Origin of the sequence: uncultured Pseudoflavonifractor sp. (genome assembly GCA_904419835.1) — a bacterium.
Classification (GTDB): domain Bacteria; phylum Bacillota; class Clostridia; order Oscillospirales; family Oscillospiraceae; genus Pseudoflavonifractor.
On the sequence record CAJFTA010000014.1, the window covers coordinates 24,292 to 42,686 of the forward strand.

General features: G+C 65.2%; 10 protein-coding genes. 9 read left to right on the plus strand and 1 reads right to left on the minus strand.

The genetic code is table 11. The features are described 5' to 3' along the window. Positions 1-21: 21 nt before the first annotated feature. From QZY67_RS04305 to QZY67_RS04325, 5 genes are all read left to right on the plus strand, one after another. A complete protein-coding gene (locus QZY67_RS04305; protein WP_295368723.1) occupies positions 22-912 on the plus strand; it encodes a rhomboid family intramembrane serine protease in 891 nt (296 codons plus the stop codon). A 214-nt stretch (positions 913-1,126) separates the two neighbouring features. Continuing rightward, the gene (gene gltB / locus QZY67_RS04310; RefSeq protein WP_295368724.1) at positions 1,127-5,650 is read left to right on the plus strand and encodes a glutamate synthase large subunit; all 4,524 of its coding nucleotides are present in this window, start codon (positions 1,127-1,129) and stop codon (positions 5,648-5,650) included. Between the two features lie 111 nt (positions 5,651-5,761). Then, complete coding sequence (locus QZY67_RS04315; RefSeq protein ID WP_295368725.1) at positions 5,762-7,837, plus strand: glutamine synthetase III; 2,076 nt, start codon at positions 5,762-5,764, stop codon at positions 7,835-7,837. 144 nt (positions 7,838-7,981) lie between these two features. Beyond that, on the plus strand, positions 7,982-9,346 hold the full coding sequence (gene purF, locus QZY67_RS04320) for an amidophosphoribosyltransferase (protein WP_295368726.1): 1,365 nt from the start codon (positions 7,982-7,984) through the stop codon (positions 9,344-9,346). A gap of 121 nt (positions 9,347-9,467) precedes the next feature. Then, complete coding sequence (locus QZY67_RS04325) at positions 9,468-11,051, plus strand: FAD-dependent protein (protein ID WP_295368727.1); 1,584 nt, start codon at positions 9,468-9,470, stop codon at positions 11,049-11,051. A gap of 265 nt (positions 11,052-11,316) precedes the next feature. Here QZY67_RS04325 and QZY67_RS04330 read toward each other — a convergent pair whose 3' ends face one another. Next, positions 11,317-12,945 carry a carbohydrate-binding domain-containing protein gene (locus QZY67_RS04330; RefSeq protein ID WP_295368728.1) on the minus strand — a complete coding sequence of 543 codons (1,629 nt, stop codon included), beginning with the start codon at positions 12,943-12,945 and terminating at the stop codon, positions 11,317-11,319. A gap of 180 nt (positions 12,946-13,125) precedes the next feature. Here QZY67_RS04330 and QZY67_RS04335 point away from each other — a divergent pair, with 180 nt between their 5' ends. The 4 genes from QZY67_RS04335 (at position 13,126) to QZY67_RS04350 (ending at position 18,250) form a co-directional block, all read left to right on the plus strand. After that, positions 13,126-13,605, plus strand: a complete 480-nt coding sequence (locus QZY67_RS04335; RefSeq protein ID WP_295368729.1) for a sigma-70 family RNA polymerase sigma factor — start codon at positions 13,126-13,128, stop codon at positions 13,603-13,605. Next, the gene (locus QZY67_RS04340; protein ID WP_295368730.1) at positions 13,598-15,832 is read left to right on the plus strand and encodes a hypothetical protein; all 2,235 of its coding nucleotides are present in this window, start codon (positions 13,598-13,600) and stop codon (positions 15,830-15,832) included. Before QZY67_RS04335 ends, QZY67_RS04340 begins: the two co-directional genes overlap by 8 nt. A gap of 164 nt (positions 15,833-15,996) precedes the next feature. Then, complete coding sequence (locus tag QZY67_RS04345; RefSeq protein WP_294536625.1) at positions 15,997-16,671, plus strand: response regulator transcription factor; 675 nt, start codon at positions 15,997-15,999, stop codon at positions 16,669-16,671. Then, positions 16,661-18,250, plus strand: coding sequence for a HAMP domain-containing sensor histidine kinase (locus tag QZY67_RS04350; RefSeq protein ID WP_295368731.1), 1,590 nt, complete (start codon positions 16,661-16,663; stop codon positions 18,248-18,250). The genes QZY67_RS04345 and QZY67_RS04350 overlap by 11 nt, the downstream gene beginning before the upstream one ends. Positions 18,251-18,395: the final 145 nt, after the last annotated feature.

The window sequence follows — 18,395 nt, forward strand, 5'->3', positions numbered from 1 at the left end:
TGATTGTTAGGAGGACTTGCCTTGCGCTCCATTGACAGCTGGTTTGACCGCTTCTGCAGAAAGCATCCCAGGCTGGCCATCCCCAACCTGATGATGTACATCGTCATCGGCACCGCCATTGTGTATATTCTGGACATGTTCGGCCCCTTCCCCATCTCTGATTACCTGACTTTCAGTCCCTATTACATCGTCCGCGGCCAGGTGTGGCGCCTCATCACCTTTATCTTTATCCCGCTGGACAACAACCCCTTCTGGTTCATTCTCTCATTGTACATGTACTGGTGGATCGGCAGCGCGGTGGAGCGGGAGTGGGGCTCCACCAAATTCACCGTGTTCTACGGCACCGGCGTGCTGCTGAACATCCTCTCCGGCCTGATTCTGGCCCTGTTCCTGGGCGGCTTCTCCGGCCCCATCCCCACGCTGCATGGGGCGGAGTATCTGAACATGTCCCTCTTCTTCTCCATGGCCACCCTGTTCCCCGATCTGACCATCCTGCTCTTCTTTGTCATCCCTCTGAAGGCCAAGTGGCTGGCCTGGATTGACGCGGCCCTGTTCCTCTTCGGCATCGGCAGAGGGCTGGTGAACACGGTGCTCTACGGGCCCTTCATGCTTGTCTCGGTGATTCCGCCCCTGGTTGCCATGCTCAACTACCTGCTCTTCTTCTGGTCGGACATTGCCGGGTTCTTCACCCGTACATTCCATCGGACCAAGCACCAGACCTCCCGCCAGACCATCAACTTCAAGCAGGCCACCCGGCACGCCCAGCAGCAGAAGGGATATATCCACAAGTGCGCCGTCTGCGGCAAGACCGACACCGACTACCCCGACGAGGAGTTCCGCTACTGCTCCAAGTGCAACGGCTACTACTGCTACTGCTCCGAGCACATCCACAACCACGTCCATATCGAATGATTGACCGGGAGCCGGAGGACAGGGTCCTCCGGCTCCGTCTGTGAAGGACAGATGTTCTGCCAGGGAAAATTTTCTCTTGACAAACGGCCGCTTTGCTCCTATACTTACGCTATCAGTTGAGAACGAAGGTGTTCCGACCCCCATGGGCGGAGCATCTTCTTTTTTATTTTCAGGCGGCAGGCGCGCCCGGGCCGCCCGGAAAGGGGCAACCACCATGAAAACCAGACGACAGCGGGGACTCTACTCCCCTTCTTTTGAACATGACAGCTGCGGCATCGGCGCCGTGGTGGACATCCACGGCCGGCCCAGCCACCGGACCGTGGACGACGCATTGAAGATTGTGGAGAAGCTGGAGCACCGGGCCGGCAAGGACGCCGCCGGCGAGACCGGCGACGGCGTGGGCATTCTGCTCCAGATCTCCCACCGTTTCTTTGTCAACGCCGCCCGGGATGTGGGCATTGCTCTCCCCGGCCCCCGGGATTACGGCGTGGGCATGTTCTTCTTTCCCCAGGATGAGAACGTCCGCCGCCGCGCCAAGAAGATGTTCGAACTGCTCACCGCCCGGGAGGGACTCACCTTCCTGGGCTGGCGGAAGGTGCCGGTCTGTCCCGAGATTCTGGGCCAAAAGGCCCTGGCCAAGATGCCCTGCATTGAGCAGGCCTTTATCGGCAGGCCCGCCGGCCTGGCCCCCGGCCTTTCCTTTGATCGAAAGCTCTATCTGGTGCGCCGGGTGTTTGAGCACTCCAACGGCAGCACCTACGTGCCCTCCCTGTCCAGCCGCACCATTGTCTACAAGGGCATGTTCCTGGTCCACCAGCTACGGCGGTTCTACCCCGACCTCCAGAGCGAGGAGTATGAGTCCGCCATTGCCCTTGTCCACTCCCGGTTCTCCACCAACACCAATCCCTCCTGGGAGCGGGCCCACCCCAACCGGCTCATGGCCCACAACGGTGAGATCAACACCATCCGGGGCAACGCCGACCGTATGCTGGCCCGTGAGGAGACCATGTACACCCCCCTGCTGGACGGGGACATGGACAAGGTGCTGCCGGTGATCGACGCCTCCGGCTCCGACTCCTCCATGCTGGACAACACGCTGGAGTTTATGATGATGGCGGGCATGGACCTGCCCCTGGCGGTGATGGTGGCCATCCCCGAGCCCTGGCGGGAGGACCGGAACATCTCCCGGGCCCGCCGGGATCTGTACCGGTACTACGCCACCCTGATGGAGCCCTGGGACGGCCCGGCCTCCATCCTCTTCTCCGACGGCGACGTGGTGGGCGCCGTGCTGGATCGCAACGGTCTGCGCCCCTCCCGCTACTACCTGACCGACGACGGGCGGCTCATCCTCTCCTCCGAGGTGGGCGTGCTGGACCTGCCCGACACGGAGATTATCCGCAAGGACCGGCTCCAGCCCGGACGGATGCTGCTGGTGGACACGGTCCAGGGCCGCATCATCTCCGACCAGGAGCTGAAGGAGACCTACGCCGCCCGACAGCCCTACGGCGAGTGGCTGGATCGGAACCTGCTCCACCTGCGTGACCTGCCCATCCCCAACCGCCGGGTGGAGCGGCGCAGCCACGAGGACCTGGTCCGGCTGCGCACCGCCTTCGGCTACACCGATATGGACGTCACCGGCACCATTCTTCCCATGGCGGAGGCCGGCGTTGAGCCCACCGCCGCCATGGGCGTGGATATTCCCCTTGCCGTGCTGGACCCCAAGGACCAGCCCCTGTTCAGCTACTTCAAGCAGCTCTTCGCCCAGGTGACCAACCCGCCCATCGATGCCATCCGGGAGGAAGTGGTCACCGACACCACCGTGTATGTGGGCGACGACGGCAACCTGCTCCAGGAGAACGCCGACAACTGCCGGGTCCTCCAGATCCATAACCCCATTCTCACCTCCACCGACATGATGAAGATCAAGGCCATGGACCAGCCCGGTTTCCGGGTGGAGACCGTGTCCATGCTCTACTATAAAAATACCCCCCTGGACCGGGCCCTGGACCATCTGGCCCTGTCGGTGGACCGTGCCTGGCGGGAGGGTGCCAACGTCATCGTCCTCTCCGACCGGGGTGTGGACGAGAATCACGTGGCCATTCCCTCCCTGCTGGCCGTGTCCTCCATTGAGCAGCACCTGATCCGCACCAAGAAGCGGACGGCGGTGTCCATCCTGGTGGAGACCGGCGAGCCCCGGGACGTCCACCACTTCGCCGCCCTGCTGGGCTACGGCGCCCGGGCAGTAAACCCCTACCTGGTGGAGGAGACCATTGTGGACCTCATTGAGTCGGGCAGGCTGGACAAGGACTTCCACACCGCTGTGGCCGACTACAACTCCGCCGTGCTCCACGGCATCGTGAAGATCGCCGCCAAGATGGGCATCTCCACCCTTCAATCCTACCAGTCCGCCCAGATCTTTGAGGCGGTGGGCATCCGGCAGGATGTCATCGACCGCCACTTCACCAACACAGTCTCCCGGGTGGGGGGCATCGGTCTGGATGAGATGGGGGCCATGGTGGACCGAAACCATTCCAAAGCCTTTGAGACGCCACTTGAGGAGGAGCCTGCCTCCCCAAAGCGCCCCGGAGACGGTGAGGACCACCTCTTCAATCCCCAGACCATCCGCCTTCTGCGTCAGGCCACCCACGAGGGCAATTACGAAATCTTCCGGCAGTACACCGCCATGGCGGACGACGAAACCCGGCCCCATACCCTCCGGGGTCTGCTGGATTTCCAGTACGCCGCTCACCCCCTCCCCCTGGACGAGGTGGAGAGCGTGGACTCCATTGTCAGGCGCTTCAAGACTGGCGCCATGAGCTATGGCTCCATCTCTCAGGAGGCCCACGAGTGCCTGGCCCGGGCCATGAATCTGCTGGGCGGCAAGTCCAACTCCGGCGAGGGCGGCGAGGAGCCCGACCGGCTCCGCGACCCGGAGCGCAACTCCGCCATCAAGCAGGTGGCCTCCGGCCGGTTCGGCGTCACCAGCGAGTATCTGGTCAGCGCCCAGGAGATTCAGATTAAGATGGCCCAGGGCGCCAAGCCCGGCGAGGGCGGGCACCTGCCCGCCGGAAAGGTGTACCCCTGGATCGCCAGGTGCCGCCACTCCACCCCCGGCGTCACCCTTATCTCCCCGCCCCCGCACCACGACATCTACTCCATTGAGGACCTCTCCCAGCTGATTTACGACCTGAAATGCGCCAACCGGCAGGCCAGCATTTCGGTGAAGCTGGTCAGCGAGGCCGGCGTGGGCACCGTGGCCGCCGGCGTGGCCAAGGCCGGCGCCCAGGTGGTTCTCATCTCGGGCTACGACGGCGGCACCGGCGCCGCCGCCCGCACCTCCATCCATAACGCGGGCCTGCCCTGGGAGCTGGGGCTCTCTGAGGCCCACCAGACTCTGATCCAGAACGGCCTGCGCACCCGGGTCATGCTGGAGGTGGACGGCAAACTCATGTCCGGCCGGGACGTGGCCATTGCCTGTATGCTGGGGGCCGAGGAATTCGGCTTCGCCACCGCCCCCCTGGTGGCCCTGGGCTGCGTGATGATGCGGGTGTGCAATCTGGACACCTGCCCTGTAGGCGTGGCCACCCAGAACCCGGAGCTGCGCAAGCGATTCAGAGGCAAGGCGGAGTACGTGGTGAACTTTATGCGCTTCATCGCCCAGGAGCTGCGGGAGTACATGGCAAAGCTGGGCGTGCGCACCGTGGACGAGCTGGTGGGCCGCAGCGATCTGCTGATGGTCCGCACCCCCGCCGCCAACCCCCGGGCCGCCACAGTGGACCTGTCCGCCATCCTCCGCAATCCCTGGGCCGGACAGCCGGGGCAGCGGTTCAACCCGGCGGATGTCTACGACTTTCATCTGGAGAACACCGTGGACCTGAAGTTCCTGGAGCCCACCCTGGGCGAGGCCCTGGCCGAGGGCAGGCCCATGCGGCTGTCCCTGCCGGTGTCCTCCACCGACCGGGCCGTGGGCACCATTCTGGGCTCGGATGTCACCCGTCTCCACGGCGGCAGCCTCCCTGAGGACACCTTTCTCATCCGGTGCAGCGGCGGCGGCGGTCAGTCCTTCGGTGCTTTTCTCCCCGCAGGCGTGACCCTGGAGCTGGAGGGCGACGCCAACGACTACCTGGGCAAGGGTCTGTCCGGCGGCAAGCTGGTGGTCTATCCCCCCAGAGGCAGCCGCTTTGCCCCGGCAGAGAACATTCTGGTGGGCAACGTGGCCCTGTACGGCGCCACCGGCGGCAAGGCCTTCCTCAACGGCGTGGCGGGCGAGCGGTTCTGCGTCCGCAACTCGGGGGCCGCGGCTGTGGTAGAGGGCGTGGGCGACCACGGCTGCGAGTATATGACCGGCGGCCGGGTGGTCATTCTGGGTCCCACCGGCAAGAACTTTGCCGCCGGCATGAGCGGCGGCGTGGCCTACGTGCTGGACGAGAAGCGGGATTTATACCTGCGTCTGAACAAAGAGCTGGTGTCCATGGACCCGGTGACGGAGCGATACGACGCTGAGGAGCTGCGCGCCCTCATCCAGGCCCACGCGGCGGCCACCGGCTCTCCCAAGGCCAAGACCATTCTGGCCGACTTTGAACACTACCTCCCTCTGTTCAAGAAAATCCTCCCCCGGGATTACGACCGGATGCTCCACGCCATCGCCCAGTACGAGGAGAAGGGCCTGTCCAGAGAGGAAGCCGAGGTAGAGGCATTTTACCAGAGCACCGGCAAAGGCGCCGGTTCGGGCCGCTGACGGTCCGTCATCCCCGGGGTTTTATCCCCTGTAACATGGCAGCAAAGGCGCTGCGGCTTCTGCCGCGGCGCCTTTTGCATATTTCGGGCACAAATTTAAGGAGTGAGCGTTATGAAGAAGATTCCCGCGCTGTTTGGCAGTATGGTGTTCAACGAGTCCGTGATGAAGGAGCGCCTGACCAAGGACGCCTACCGCGCCCTGTGCCGCACCATCAAGGAGGGCGAGGCCCTGGACCCGGCGGTGGCCGATGTGGTGGCCTCCGCCATGAAGGACTGGGCTGTGGAGAAGGGGGCCACCCACTTCACCCACTGGTTTCAGCCCATGACCGGCGTCACCGCCGAGAAGCACGACGCCTTCCTCTCCCCCTGCGGGGACGGCACCGGCATCATGGAGTTCTCCGGCAAGGAGCTCATCAAGGGTGAGCCCGACGCCTCCTCCTTCCCCTCCGGCGGCCTGCGGGCCACCTTTGAGGCCAGAGGCTACACCGCCTGGGATCCCACCTCCTATGCCTTCATCAAAGATAACACCCTGTGCATTCCCACCGCCTTCTGCTCCTACCGGGGCGAGATTCTGGACAAAAAGACCCCTCTGCTCCGGTCCATGGACGTGCTTAGCCGGGAGGCGGTGCGGGTGCTCAAGCTCTTTGGCAAGGAGGTCCGCCGGGTCACCGCCACCGTGGGGCCCGAGCAGGAGTACTTCCTCATCGACAAGGCCGACTACGCCAGGCGTCCCGACCTGATTCTCACCGGGCGGACCCTCTTCGGCGCTCCCGCCCCCAAGGGCCAGGAGATGGAGGACCACTACTTCGGCTCCATCCGGCCCCGTGTGAAGGCCTTCATGGCCGACCTGGATGAAGAGCTGTGGAAGCTGGGCATCTATGCCAAGACCGAGCACAACGAGGTTGCACCCAGCCAGCACGAGATGGCGCCCATCTTCACCACCGCCAACCTGGCCACCGACCAGAACCAGCTGACCATGGAGGTGATGAAGAAGGTGGCCGACCGCCACGGCTTTGTCTGCCTGCTCCACGAGAAGCCCTTTGAGGGGGTCAACGGCTCGGGCAAGCACAACAACTGGGCCCTGTCCACCGACGCCGGCGAGAACCTGCTGGACCCGGGCAAGACCCCCATGGACAACGCCCAGTTCCTCCTGTTCCTGACCGCCGTTATCCGAGCCGTGGACGAGTACCAGGACCTGCTGCGCATCTCGGTGGCCAGCGCGGGCAACGACCACCGCCTGGGCGGCAACGAGGCCCCGCCCGCCATTGTGTCCGTCTATGTGGGCGACGAGCTGTCCGACGTGATCAGCGCCCTGATCCAGGGCACCGGCCACAGCGATGCCGCCCCCGGCAGCATGGACATCGGCGTCACCGCCCTGCCTCCCATCCCCCTGGACAACTCCGACCGCAACCGCACCTCCCCCTTCGCCTTCACCGGCAACAAGTTTGAGTTCCGTATGCCCGGCTCCTCCTTCAACATCGCCTGCCCCAACATCATGCTCAACTGCGCTGTGGCCGAGTCCCTGGGGCTGTATGCCGGGGAGCTGGAGCAGGCCACCGACTTTGACGCCGCCCTCTCCGCCCTGGTCCGCCGGGAGCTCTCCGCCCACAGCCGCATCCTCTTCAACGGCAACGGCTACGGCGCCGACTGGCCCGAGGAGGCCGCCCGCCGGGGCCTGATGAACCTGCACAACACCCCCGAAGCCCTGGAACACTTCGACGACGGGAAGAACGTGGCCCTCTTCACCTCCCAGGGCATCTACACCCCCGAGGAGATCCACTCCCGCCAGGAGATCGCCCAGGAGGAGTATGCCAAGACCATCCTCATCGAGGCCAGAACCTCTCTGGACATCCTGCGCAAGCAGATCATCCCCGCCTGCATCTCCTACTCCAGCCAGGTGGCCCAGGGCGCAGCGGTGAAGGGGTCCATCGGCGTCTCCGCGGAAGGCGAGATCGCCCTGGTCCGCACCATCACCGACAAGACCAGCGCCCTTATGGAGCGCACCGAGGCGCTGGATAAGGCTGTGGCCGCTATGCCCGAGGACGTGAAGGAGAGCGCCCGGTACTGCGCCGAGACCCTCCTCCCCGCCATGGAGGCCGCCCGTGCCATCGCCGACCAGCTGGAGCTGCTGGTGGACCGCGCCCACTGGCCCTTCCCCACCTACCGCGACCTGCTCTTCTATGTATAATCCGTCCGGCTTTCGGCCAGGACTCCTCACTCCGCCCTCACGGCCGGGCTGCCTCTCACGGCGGCCCGGCCGGAGGGCTGATTGTCGTGTCTGAGCACCGTTTCCGTGCTCATCCATCCCCTTTCAGAAAGGAAGAATCGTTTCGTGTCAATCCACGAGGAATGCGGCGTATTCGGCGTGCTGGACCCCGCCGGAGACTGCGCCCGCACCACCTATTACGGTCTCTTTGCCCTCCAGCACCGGGGTCAGGAGGCCTGCGGCATCGCCACCATTCAGGACCGTGAGCTGGCCTTTCACAAGGACCTGGGCCTGGTGGGAGAGGTGTTCTCCCCCGAAATTCTGGACCGACTGGGGGGCACCATGGCCGTGGGCCACGTGCGCTACGCCACCACCGGCGGCAGCCGCCGGGAGAACGCCCAGCCCCTGACCCTCAAGTACGTCAAGGGCACTCTGGCCGTAGCCCACAACGGCAATCTGGTCAACGCCGGCCAGCTGCGCACCGCCTTTGAGTACCGGGGCGCCATCTTCCAGACCACCACCGACTCCGAGCTCATCGCCTACGCCATCGCCCAGGAGCGGCTCCGCTGCCCCTCCGCTGAAGAGGCAGTGTGCCAGGCTCTGAAGGGTCTGCGTGGCGCCTTCTCCCTCATCGTCATGTCTCCCCAGAAGCTCATTGCCGCCCGGGACCCCTGGGGCTTCCGGCCTCTGTGCATGGGCCGTCGGGGCGACGCGGTGATCTTCGCCTCCGAGACCTGCGCCCTCACCGCCGTGGGAGCCACCTTTGAGCGGGAGCTGGAGCCGGGTGAGATCGTGGTGGCCAGCCGGGACGGTGTGCGCTCCATCCGGGAGAACTGCGCGGCCGCCTCCAGCCACATGTGCATCTTTGAGTACATCTACTTCGCCCGGCCCGACTCGGTGCTCTGCGGTCAGTCGGTCCACGAGGCCCGGCGGAACGCAGGCCGCCTGCTGGCCCAGGAGTACCCGGCGGAGGCCGATGTGGTCATCGGCGTGCCCGACTCGGGCCTGGACGCCGCCATGGGCTACGCCGAGGCCTCCGGCATCCCCTACGGCGTGGGGCTGGTGAAGAACCGGTACATCGGCCGTACCTTCATCACCCCCGGTCAGGAGAGCCGGGAGCAGGCCGTGCGCATCAAGCTGGGCGCTCTGGCCAGCTGCGTGGCGGGCAAGCGGGTAATCATGATTGACGACTCCATCGTCCGGGGCACCACCTCCCGGCAGATCGTCTCCCTGCTGCGGGAGGCGGGAGCCACGGCGGTCCACATGCGCTCCTCCGCGCCCCCCTTCATCGCCCCCTGCTACTTCGGCACCGACATCCCCGACCGTAAAAACCTCATCGCCTGCCACCACTCGGTGGAGGAGATCCGGGACATGATCGGCGCCGACAGTCTGGGCTTCCTCAGTCTGGAGAACCTGCACAAGATTGCGCCTGAGGCAAACTGCGGCTTCTGCGACGGCTGCTTTACCGGCAATTACCCCGTCTGCGTCTGAGTCCTCCAGGCTCTGGCGGGTTGTGTCCATCCCTCTGCAATGGTATAATGGCTGTATTCCAGCCATTATACCATTTTTTATTGCGTCCGGCCGGTGTCCGGCGCTTCCATACGGAGGTACTATGATTCGAATTTCAAATATCCCCCTGCCCATCGGCGACGGGGAAGCCCAGCTGAAGAAGAAGGCTGCCCGCATTCTGGGCATAAAGCCCGACGCCGTGGTCCGTCTCTCTCTGGCACGGCAGTCCATCGACGCCCGGAAGAAAAATGACGTCCACTATGTCTGCACCGTGGACGTGACCGTGGCCGACGAGGCCGGGGTCATGGCCCGCTGCCGGGACAAAAACGTCTCCCTCCACGAGCATGTCCCCTATACCTTCCCGCCGGTGCGCCGCACCTCCTCCCTGCCGCCGGTGGTGGTTGGCATGGGCCCCGCCGGGCTCTTCGCCGCCCTCTACCTGGCCCGCAGCGGCATTCCCTCCATCGTGCTGGAGCGGGGCCGCCCGGTGGAGGAGCGGACCGCGGATGTGGAGCGGTTCTGGTCCACCGGCGTGCTCAATCCGGCCTCCAATGTCCAGTTCGGCGAGGGGGGCGCGGGCACCTTCTCCGACGGCAAGCTGACCACCGGCACCCACGACAGCCGCATCTCCACCGTGCTCCGCACGCTGGTGATGGCGGGCGCCCCGGAGGATATTCTCTACCAGCACAAGCCCCACATCGGCACCGATGTGCTGCGGGATGTGGTAAAAACCATCCGTCTGGAGCTGATCCGCCTGGGCTGCGACGTCCGCTTCGGCCACAAGCTGACCGGCCTGGGGCTGAAGGACGGCCGGGTGACCTCCCTGACGGTGGACGGTCCCACCGGTCAGTACAATCTGCCCTGCGACGCCCTGGTGCTCTCCCCCGGCCACTCCGCCCGGGACACCTTTCAGATGCTGATGGACGCCGGGGTGCCTATGGCCCCCAAGCCCTTTGCCATCGGCGTGCGCATTGAGCACAGCCAGGCGGCGGTGTCGGCGGCTCAGTTCGGCCCCGCCTGGGAGCAGCTGCCCCCGGCGGACTATAAGCTCTCCTGCCACCTGCCCGACGGCCGCAGTGCCTTCACCTTCTGCGTGTGTCCCGGCGGCTCGGTGGTGGCCGCCGCTTCGGAACAGGGCCGGCTGGTGACCAACGGCATGAGCTGCCGCGCCCGGGACGGCGCCCTTATCAACGGCGGCTTCCTGGTGGGGGTCTCCCCCGCCGACTACGGCAGCGAGCACCCTCTGGCGGGCGTGTCCTTCCAGGCCCGGTGGGAGGAGGCCGCCTTCCAGCTGGGCGGCGGGGACTTCCGGGCCCCCGCCCAAACCGTGGGGGACTTTCTGGCGGGTGTGCCCTCCAAAGCCCTGAGCGGCATCCAACCCACCTACCGCCCCGGCGTCACTCCCACCAGCCTGGACCGCTGCCTGCCCGGCTTTGTGACCGGCACCCTCCGTGCCGCCCTGCCCCTCTTTGACCGGAAGCTCCGAGGCTTCGCCGCCCCCGAGGCGGTGCTCACCGGCGTGGAGACCCGCTCCTCCTCCCCGGTGCGCATTCTCCGGGACGAAGCCTTCCAGTCCCCCGTCCGGGGCCTGTACCCCTGCGGCGAAGGGGCGGGGTACGCCGGCGGCATCATGAGCGCCGCCGTGGACGGCATCCGGGTGGCTGAAGCCGTCGCGCAGGCCCTGTAAAACGGCAAACAGCGTTTCCGGGCTTTGTCAGGCCGTCAACATGCCTCGCAGAGTTCGCGCCCGCAGGCGCGAAGGAAATAAAATCCGTTTTCTCCGGGGATATGTGCCTCGGAGAAAACACTGCTCAGGCCGCAAGTGTGGCCTTTGTCTGCAAGATACAGACAAAGGCTGCGCGCGGCGGACTGCATCCCGCTCGAAAAGGTGCTTCGCACCTTTTCGACAGTCTCAGCGCCTCCGGGCTTTGACCCGGAGGCGCTGCTCTGTCTTATTCACTCTGTACGCCGGTTACGCCGGAGAAGCTGTGGGTATCCGCAGAGATGGTAAACTCGGTGGAGGGCTCCGCAGCCTCGCCGCCGCCCATGCCGTCCTCCGGGGGCTGGCGGTTCCCGCCGCCGGTGGGCTGAGGCGGCTGCTGTCCGTCCCCGCCCGCTCCCTCGGGCAGCTCCGGGCGCTCTCCCTCCGGCATTTCGCCGTCCTGGGGCGGTTCGCCCATATCCTCCAGGGGATTCTCCATGCCCTCCGGGGGTTCTCCCATGTCCTCGGGAGGCTGCTGCCCGTCCTGGGGCCGGCCGCCCCCAAAGCCCATACCGCCGCCCATGCCGGCGCTGTGGCCGGTGAACTGCTGCTGCACCCCGTCCACATAGACGGAATAGGTGGCCCCGTCGGTAAGGGCGGCGTCGGTGTAGGTCACGGAGGAGAACGCCCGCTGGGCGGTGTAGCTGACCAGCTCGCTGCCCTCGCTGTCCCGGATGACAAGGCTGCTCCCGGCGGCCTGCTCCCCGGCAAAGGACAGCTCCATATAGGCCTGGCCGGAGGCGGTCTCCACTGCGTCGTTCCGGCTGCCCAGGGCCAGCACACTGCCGCCGTTGAGATAGATTCCCCCGTCGGAATCAATGCCTCCGTCGCCGGACTGGCCGTTTGCGACGGCTACGATCTCCCCGCCGTTGATGGTCAGGTAGCCGTTGGAGTCGATGCCGTCCCCCTCCGCGCCCAGGCCGCCGTTGATGGACAGCCGGCCGCCGTTGACGGTGGTGACGGACACGCCGTCCTCACTGGTGTTGATGCCGTCGTTCTGGGCGGTGATGAAGATGCTTCCGCCATTGATGGTCAGGTGGAGCTCGCTGTCCAGGCCCTCGTTGTCGGCGATGATGTTGAGGGTGCCCGACTCGTCCGACGCTCCGTCCACATTCATGGACATCTTGGAGTAGAAGGCGCCGTCGTACTTGTGGAGCTTTTCGTCGGTGCCCTCTTTATAAATGCGGGCCACGTGGGAGCCGGTGACCGTGTTCACCGAGCCGTCGGCCAGGAGCACGTTGGCGCCCGCGGCGGAGGTATCCACCGTGGGGGAGGCGGTCTCTGTGTCCTTGCTGCCGCACTCATAGACGTTGTAGAAGATAACCGCCGGGGCCACGGTACAGGTGATATCCACCCCGTCCAGAATGAGGGTGACCACCGCGTCCGGGTCATTTTCTGCGTCCTCCCCCAGGTCCACCGCCACCTGCCCGGCGGAGAGGGTGCCGGAGAGCCGGTAGGTTCCGGGCTGGGTGATGGTGACCACCGTGTGGGCGGCGGCCTCCTCGGCGGAGTGGGCCTCTTCAGCGGTGCCCTCGCCGTAGGTCTCGTCGTGGCCGTCCTCATAATAGACGATATCCGCCCCCACATAGACCGCCGAGGCCGGGTCTGTGGAGGCCGCCTGGCCGTCCACCGTGACCCCCTCGTCGGAGAGGACCACGGCGGTCTCCTCTGTCCCGCCGCTCTGGGCGGCGGTGCTCTGGAGGGGCGCGCTCTGGGTGGGCGCGGGAGATTGGCTCTCCCCCGTCTCACTGCCCGTGCAGGCGGCGCAGGAAAACAGCATCGCCAGCGCAAGTGCCGCAGGCATCCATTTATTCCGCATAATCAAAGTTCCTTTCTGTTTTCAGAGTGGGAACAGTATAGCAGTCGAGGCTGAAACCAACCTGAAATTCAGGTAAACGGTTTGTAAACTTTCCGGCAACGAAATAAAAAATTTATTTTTTCCATTCTGCAATAATCCGCCGCTTTCGGGTGTGTTAAGGGTGAAAGGAGGAGGAAGCCTATGACCGGACAATTTCAGCGGGAGAGCCCGTTCTCCTACGCCTGCGACCACTATATGGACACGGTCTACCGGGTGGCGGCCCACAACGCCCCGTCGCCGGAGGACGCGGAGGACGTGACCCAGGAGGTCTTTGAGCGGCTGCTCACCTGCCGCAAGGGCTTCGCTGACGAGGAGCACCTGAAGGCCTGGCTCATCCGCTGCACCCTGAACCGGTGCAAAAACCTGTTCCGGAACCGACGGGAGGTGGCGCTTAGCGAGGCCCTGCCCGCTCCGGAGCGGGAGGAGGGCTCTGTGCTGGAGGAGGTGCGCCGCCTGCCTGAGCGGTATCGGAACGCCATCTACCTGCACTATTTTGAGGGATATACCGCCGCCGAAATCGCCCAGATCATGGGCGGCACCACCAGCACGGCCCTCTCCTGGCTGCGGCGGGGCCGGGAAGCCCTGCGGAAACGGATGATAGGAGGGTTTGACGATGAATAAGCGGGATTATATCAGAGAGGTGGAGGCGCTCCACACCCCCGACCACCTGCGCCGCCGGATTACCTCCCTCCCCGGGCGGCGGACCGCCCGCTCCTTCCGGTGGGGCAGGCTGCTCTCCCTGGCCGCCTGCCTGGTGCTGGCGGCAGCCCTGGCCGCGGCGCTGCCCGCCCTCCTCCGGGGACTCCACCCGGGCGGCGAGATCCTCACGCCCCCGGTGTCCACCAGCTCCGGAGACACTATCCCGGACGGGGAGCTGGCCGAGCTGCTGGCGGCAGAGTTCCCCGACGGCCAGCCCGGCGACACCTGGGAGCTGCTCTGCTCCCTTCCGGGAGAGGGCCGCACCCTGGGTGTGCTGCGCTATGCAGCTTCCTCCCATGCTGGTGGTCTGGGCAACCTGATTCTGGGTATCTTTGACAACCGGACCAGAGAGCCGGCGGAGCCGGTCACCATCATCAACGGAGACGCCGGTGCTGTCCATACCTGGGAGGACGCGGCCGCCCTTCAGTGGTATCTTCTGTGCACTAACTTCACCACCTATCAGGGCCGGGAAGAGTCCTGCACCGCCGCTCTCTTTGTCTTTGGCGGCAGCGCCCTGAGCGCCGTGACGGAGCTTTCTGAAGCGGCCCTCGGGGCGGAGGGTCTCCCCCAGGGCGCGGAGACCATGTTCCGGGCGGACACCGCCTTCTGGGAGGACCACAAGGGAGTCATCAACGGCGCCGGGCTGGACCTCTATGAGCGGAGCCCGGACTGGGACGCCTCGCAGGGCAACGGGGGCGGCCAGTGGACTTATCTCTGCTACCTCCCCCTGGGCACAGAGGCGCAGGCCCCCGTCTCCGACGAAAAAGATCCCGCCCAGACCGCTCCCACCACCGGCTTTGACTGGTACAATCCCCCTGTTCTGCCCCTGATTGCGGACGGGGACAGCTCCGGCCTGAAGGTCTGGCGGAAGCTGACCTTTGATTTTACCGACGATCTCTTTAACGCCCAGGGGTTTGAGGGCTACACCCCCACCCCCCGGGTGACCGACCGGTATGTGGTGCAGAATACCGGCAGCACAGAGCAGTACTTCCTCCTCTGGTACCCCCAGGCCAGCAACCTGACCGCCTCTTCCAATCTGCCCTCCATCACCATTGACGGCGAGCCCCTGGAACTGGACCCGGGCATCGTGCCCCTGGTGGGCGGCGCGCTCTTCCCCGGCACCAGCGACAGCTGGAGCGGGACCTTCACCGCCTGGGAGGACTACCGGGACGCCATGGACAGCGGCGACGCCCTGGCCGGGGCCAAGGCCATGCCCCAGATTACCCTGCGGGAGGAGCCTGCGGCAGTGTACGACATTGTGCCCCAGGAGAACTATGAGGCCGTCCGGGACAGCCTGGACGACCCCTGGGCGGCCTCCATGGCGGTGGACTGCACTCTCTCCGACCCGGACGCCCAGGTCTTTGTCTACGGCATGGAGGGCTATCAGCCGCTCTCAGAGGACGGTCTGAGCCGCCGGTACAGCTTTTCTCTCAACGACAACGCCAGCGGACTCCACCGCATCATCGTGGTGGGCGGCACGCTGGAGGTGGGCCCTGTCACCGCCTACACCGACGGCAGCTGTACTTCGGCGGTGCCCCAGCTCACCGGCCGGGTGGACTACACCGCCCCCGGCACCCTGGAGGACGGCCTGCTGGGCAACGCTCTCTATGACTGCGTGAAGGACTTCTACTATCAGCCGGACGGCAGCCTGCTCTATACCGAGGGCACCCTCAACCGGACCCTGTGCGATCTGATTCTCAACTATGTCAGCGGCAGGGACCTGTCCGCCGTGGCCGGAGGCATGTTCCGGGGCGTGTTCGACGGGGAATACGACAGCGCCTTCACCCGGGTTGAGGACCTGCTCTACAACGTGTCTGGCATGCTCCGTTTCTTCTTCTGGCCCTGCGAGGTGACCATCCCGGCAGGCGGGCATGTGGTCATCGAGGCCGCCCAGTACGTCTCCCCCAGCTGTGCCCAGGCAGAAGACGAGGACGGCTACCTGGTCACCGGCGCGCCCTACGGCTTCGACTTTGCGCCCGCCCTGGCGGACAGCCCGCCCCTGGCGTCCCTGGAGGTGGAGGTTATCCACAACGGTGGGCTGACCCTTGCCGGGAGCAGCTTTGACCTGACCTTTGACGGCTACGGGGCCGTCTCTTATCCGGACCCCGGGGCGGAGCGGCATTTCTTTTCCGTCCGCACAGACGGGTAATCCTCCCTCCCGCGGGGCGGCCAGGGGCGGCGGCTCTATCCGCTCCGGGCCACCTTAAGCTTTGCAAAAATCCCCCTCTTTTCGGAAGATTGGGGTTTCCCCCGGCTTCGGGATCTGATAAAATTCTCTCAGACATTCATCCAAACGAAAAGGAGGAGGTCTGTTTGAATCCACTGATTCTCATCGCCGAGGACGACGCGGACATCCGCGCCCTGCTGCGGCTGTATCTGGAGGGAGACGGATTTCGGGTTTTAGAGGCGGAGAACGGCACCGCCGCTCTGACGCTGGCCCGGGAGCACGCGCCTGACATGGCCATCTTGGACATCATGATGCCCGGGATGAACGGCTTTGAGCTTACCCGCGCCCTGAGGAAATACAGCGAGCTCCCCATTCTCATCCTCTCGGCCAAGAGCCAGGACAACGACAAAATTCTGGGGCTGAACCTGGGGGCGGACGACTATATCGCCAAGCCCTTCAACCCGGTGGAGATTGTGGCCCGGGTCAAGGCCCAGCTCCGCCGGGCCGCCCGCAGCAGCAGCGACGTGATCACAGTGCGGGAGCTGAGTCTGGATACCGCCGCCTTCCAGCTGACAAAAAGCGGCGTTCCCATCCCCCTCACCCCCATGGAGTATAAGATTCTGGCCCTGTTCATGCGCTCGCCGGGCCGCATCTTTACCAAAATCCAGCTCTATGAGGGGGCCATCGGCAACTACTTCGAGGGGGATGACAACACCATGATGGTCCACATCTCCAAGCTGCGGGAGAAAATCGAGGACGATCCCAGAAACCCCCGCTATATTATTACAGTGAGAGGACTGGGGTACAAGCTTGAAAAATAAGAGCGTACGCGGGAGCCTTTTTACCCTGCTGGCGCGCAACTACCTGCTCTTCACCCTGACGCTGCTGGCCATGGCCGCCGTGGTGTTTGCCCTGTGGAACGCCTGGCTGGACAGCCTGTACCAGCCGCCGGACTGGGATGGATTGCTGAAGAGTCCCGCGCTCTCTTCTGGAGACTACGACGCCCTGCGCCGTCACCTGGGCCGGGATGGGAACGATTTTGCAGTCTATGACGGCAGCGGCGCGCTGATCTACGCCACAGGCAGCGGCTTTGACGCCCAGTGCGAGCCGGAGGAGCTGGGCCTTGTCCAGCTCTGGGACAGCGCCGAGGAGATCAACGTCTATGAGCTGACCTCCCGGCAGGGGGAGGAGCCCCGCTGCCTGCTGGTCCGGCGGCTTTTCACTCTGGACGGCACGCCGGAGCGGACCGACGTCATGGTTCTGGACAGCGGCCTGCGGGTGATCTTCGGCGGCCTGGAGGACGGACGGACCGGCTATACCCGCCGGGAGTTTCTCTATCTCACCGGCGCCCGCTTTCCCAATGCCAGCCTGTACCGGGAGCAGTTCGCGGACCTGGACGGCCGGCTTATGACCGTGCTTCTGCGCAGCAATTACATCAGCGACGAGCTCTATTTCCGGCACTACTCCAACTCCTGGCGGATCTGGCTGCTGTGCATCCCCCTGTACCTGGCGGGGGCCGGGCTGTTCATCTGGTGGATGCGCCGGAAAATCGGCCGGCCGCTCCAGCGGCTCAACGACGCGGTGGTGTCCCAGTCGGAGGGCCGGGTGGTGCGGGTGGGGGACTGCGGCGGCCCACGGGAGATCCGGCTTATCGGCGAGAGCTTTGACCGCTTCTCCGACCGGCTGGCCGAGAGCGAGGCGGAGCGGAGGCGGCTGGACCAGGGCCGTCAGAAGCTCATCGCCGACATCTCCCACGACCTGAAGACCCCCATCACCGTCATCGCCGGGTATATCGACGCCATCTGCGACGGCAAGGTGCCCCCGGAGGAGACGGGCCGCTACCTCCGGGCCATCCAGGGCAAGGCGGAGGCCCTCACCGAGCTGGTCAACGCCTTCCACGAGTACAGCAAGGTGGAGCACCCGGAGTTTGTCCTCCACACCGAGCGCACCGACCTGTGCGAGTTTCTGCGGGAGTACCTGGCGGGCAAGTACGATGAAATCGACCTGGCCGGCTTCTCCCTGGAGGTGTCCATTCCCGAACGCCCCGTCTTCTGCGCCCTGGACCAGCTCCAGTTCCGCCGGGTGCTGGACAACCTGCTCTCCAACGCCCTGCGCCACAACCGGCTGGGCACCGTCCTCTTCTTTGACGTATCCGCGGAGGAGGGCGCCGCCGTCCTCCGGGTGGCGGACAACGGCGCGGGCATCCCCCCTGACCGTATAAAGTACATCTTCGAGCCCTTTGTAGTGGGCAGCGACGCCCGTTCGGGCACGGGCAGCGGCCTGGGCCTGTCCATCACCAAACGCATTGTGGAGAAGCACGGCGGAGCCGTATTCCTCTCCCCCCGCCCGGCCCCGGGCAGAAGCACGGAGTTTGTGCTCCGCCTGCCCCTGGCGCCATAGAGCATAAAAACATACATGTCCGCCGGATCAAAAATCCGGCGGACATTTCAGCGTGTCGAAAAACCTCCCAGAAGGGGAAGCCTCGCAGAGTTCCGTCATCCGCAGATGACGGAATCAAATGAAAATCCGTCATTTTCGGGGACAT

Bases quoted from the DNA above. Each gene is read 5' to 3' on its own strand.
- QZY67_RS04315 (WP_295368725.1), top strand. From the start codon at position 5,762: ATGAAGAAGATTCCCGCGCTGTTTGGCAGTATGGTGTTCAACGAGTCC.
- QZY67_RS04335 (WP_295368729.1), top strand. From the start codon at position 13,126: ATGACCGGACAATTTCAGCGGGAGAGCCCGTTCTCCTACGCCTGCGAC.
- gltB (WP_295368724.1), top strand. From the start codon at position 1,127: ATGAAAACCAGACGACAGCGGGGACTCTACTCCCCTTCTTTTGAACAT.
- QZY67_RS04325 (WP_295368727.1), top strand. From the start codon at position 9,468: ATGATTCGAATTTCAAATATCCCCCTGCCCATCGGCGACGGGGAAGCC.
- QZY67_RS04340 (WP_295368730.1), top strand. From the start codon at position 13,598: ATGAATAAGCGGGATTATATCAGAGAGGTGGAGGCGCTCCACACCCCC.
- QZY67_RS04330 (WP_295368728.1), bottom strand. From the start codon at position 12,945: ATGCGGAATAAATGGATGCCTGCGGCACTTGCGCTGGCGATGCTGTTT.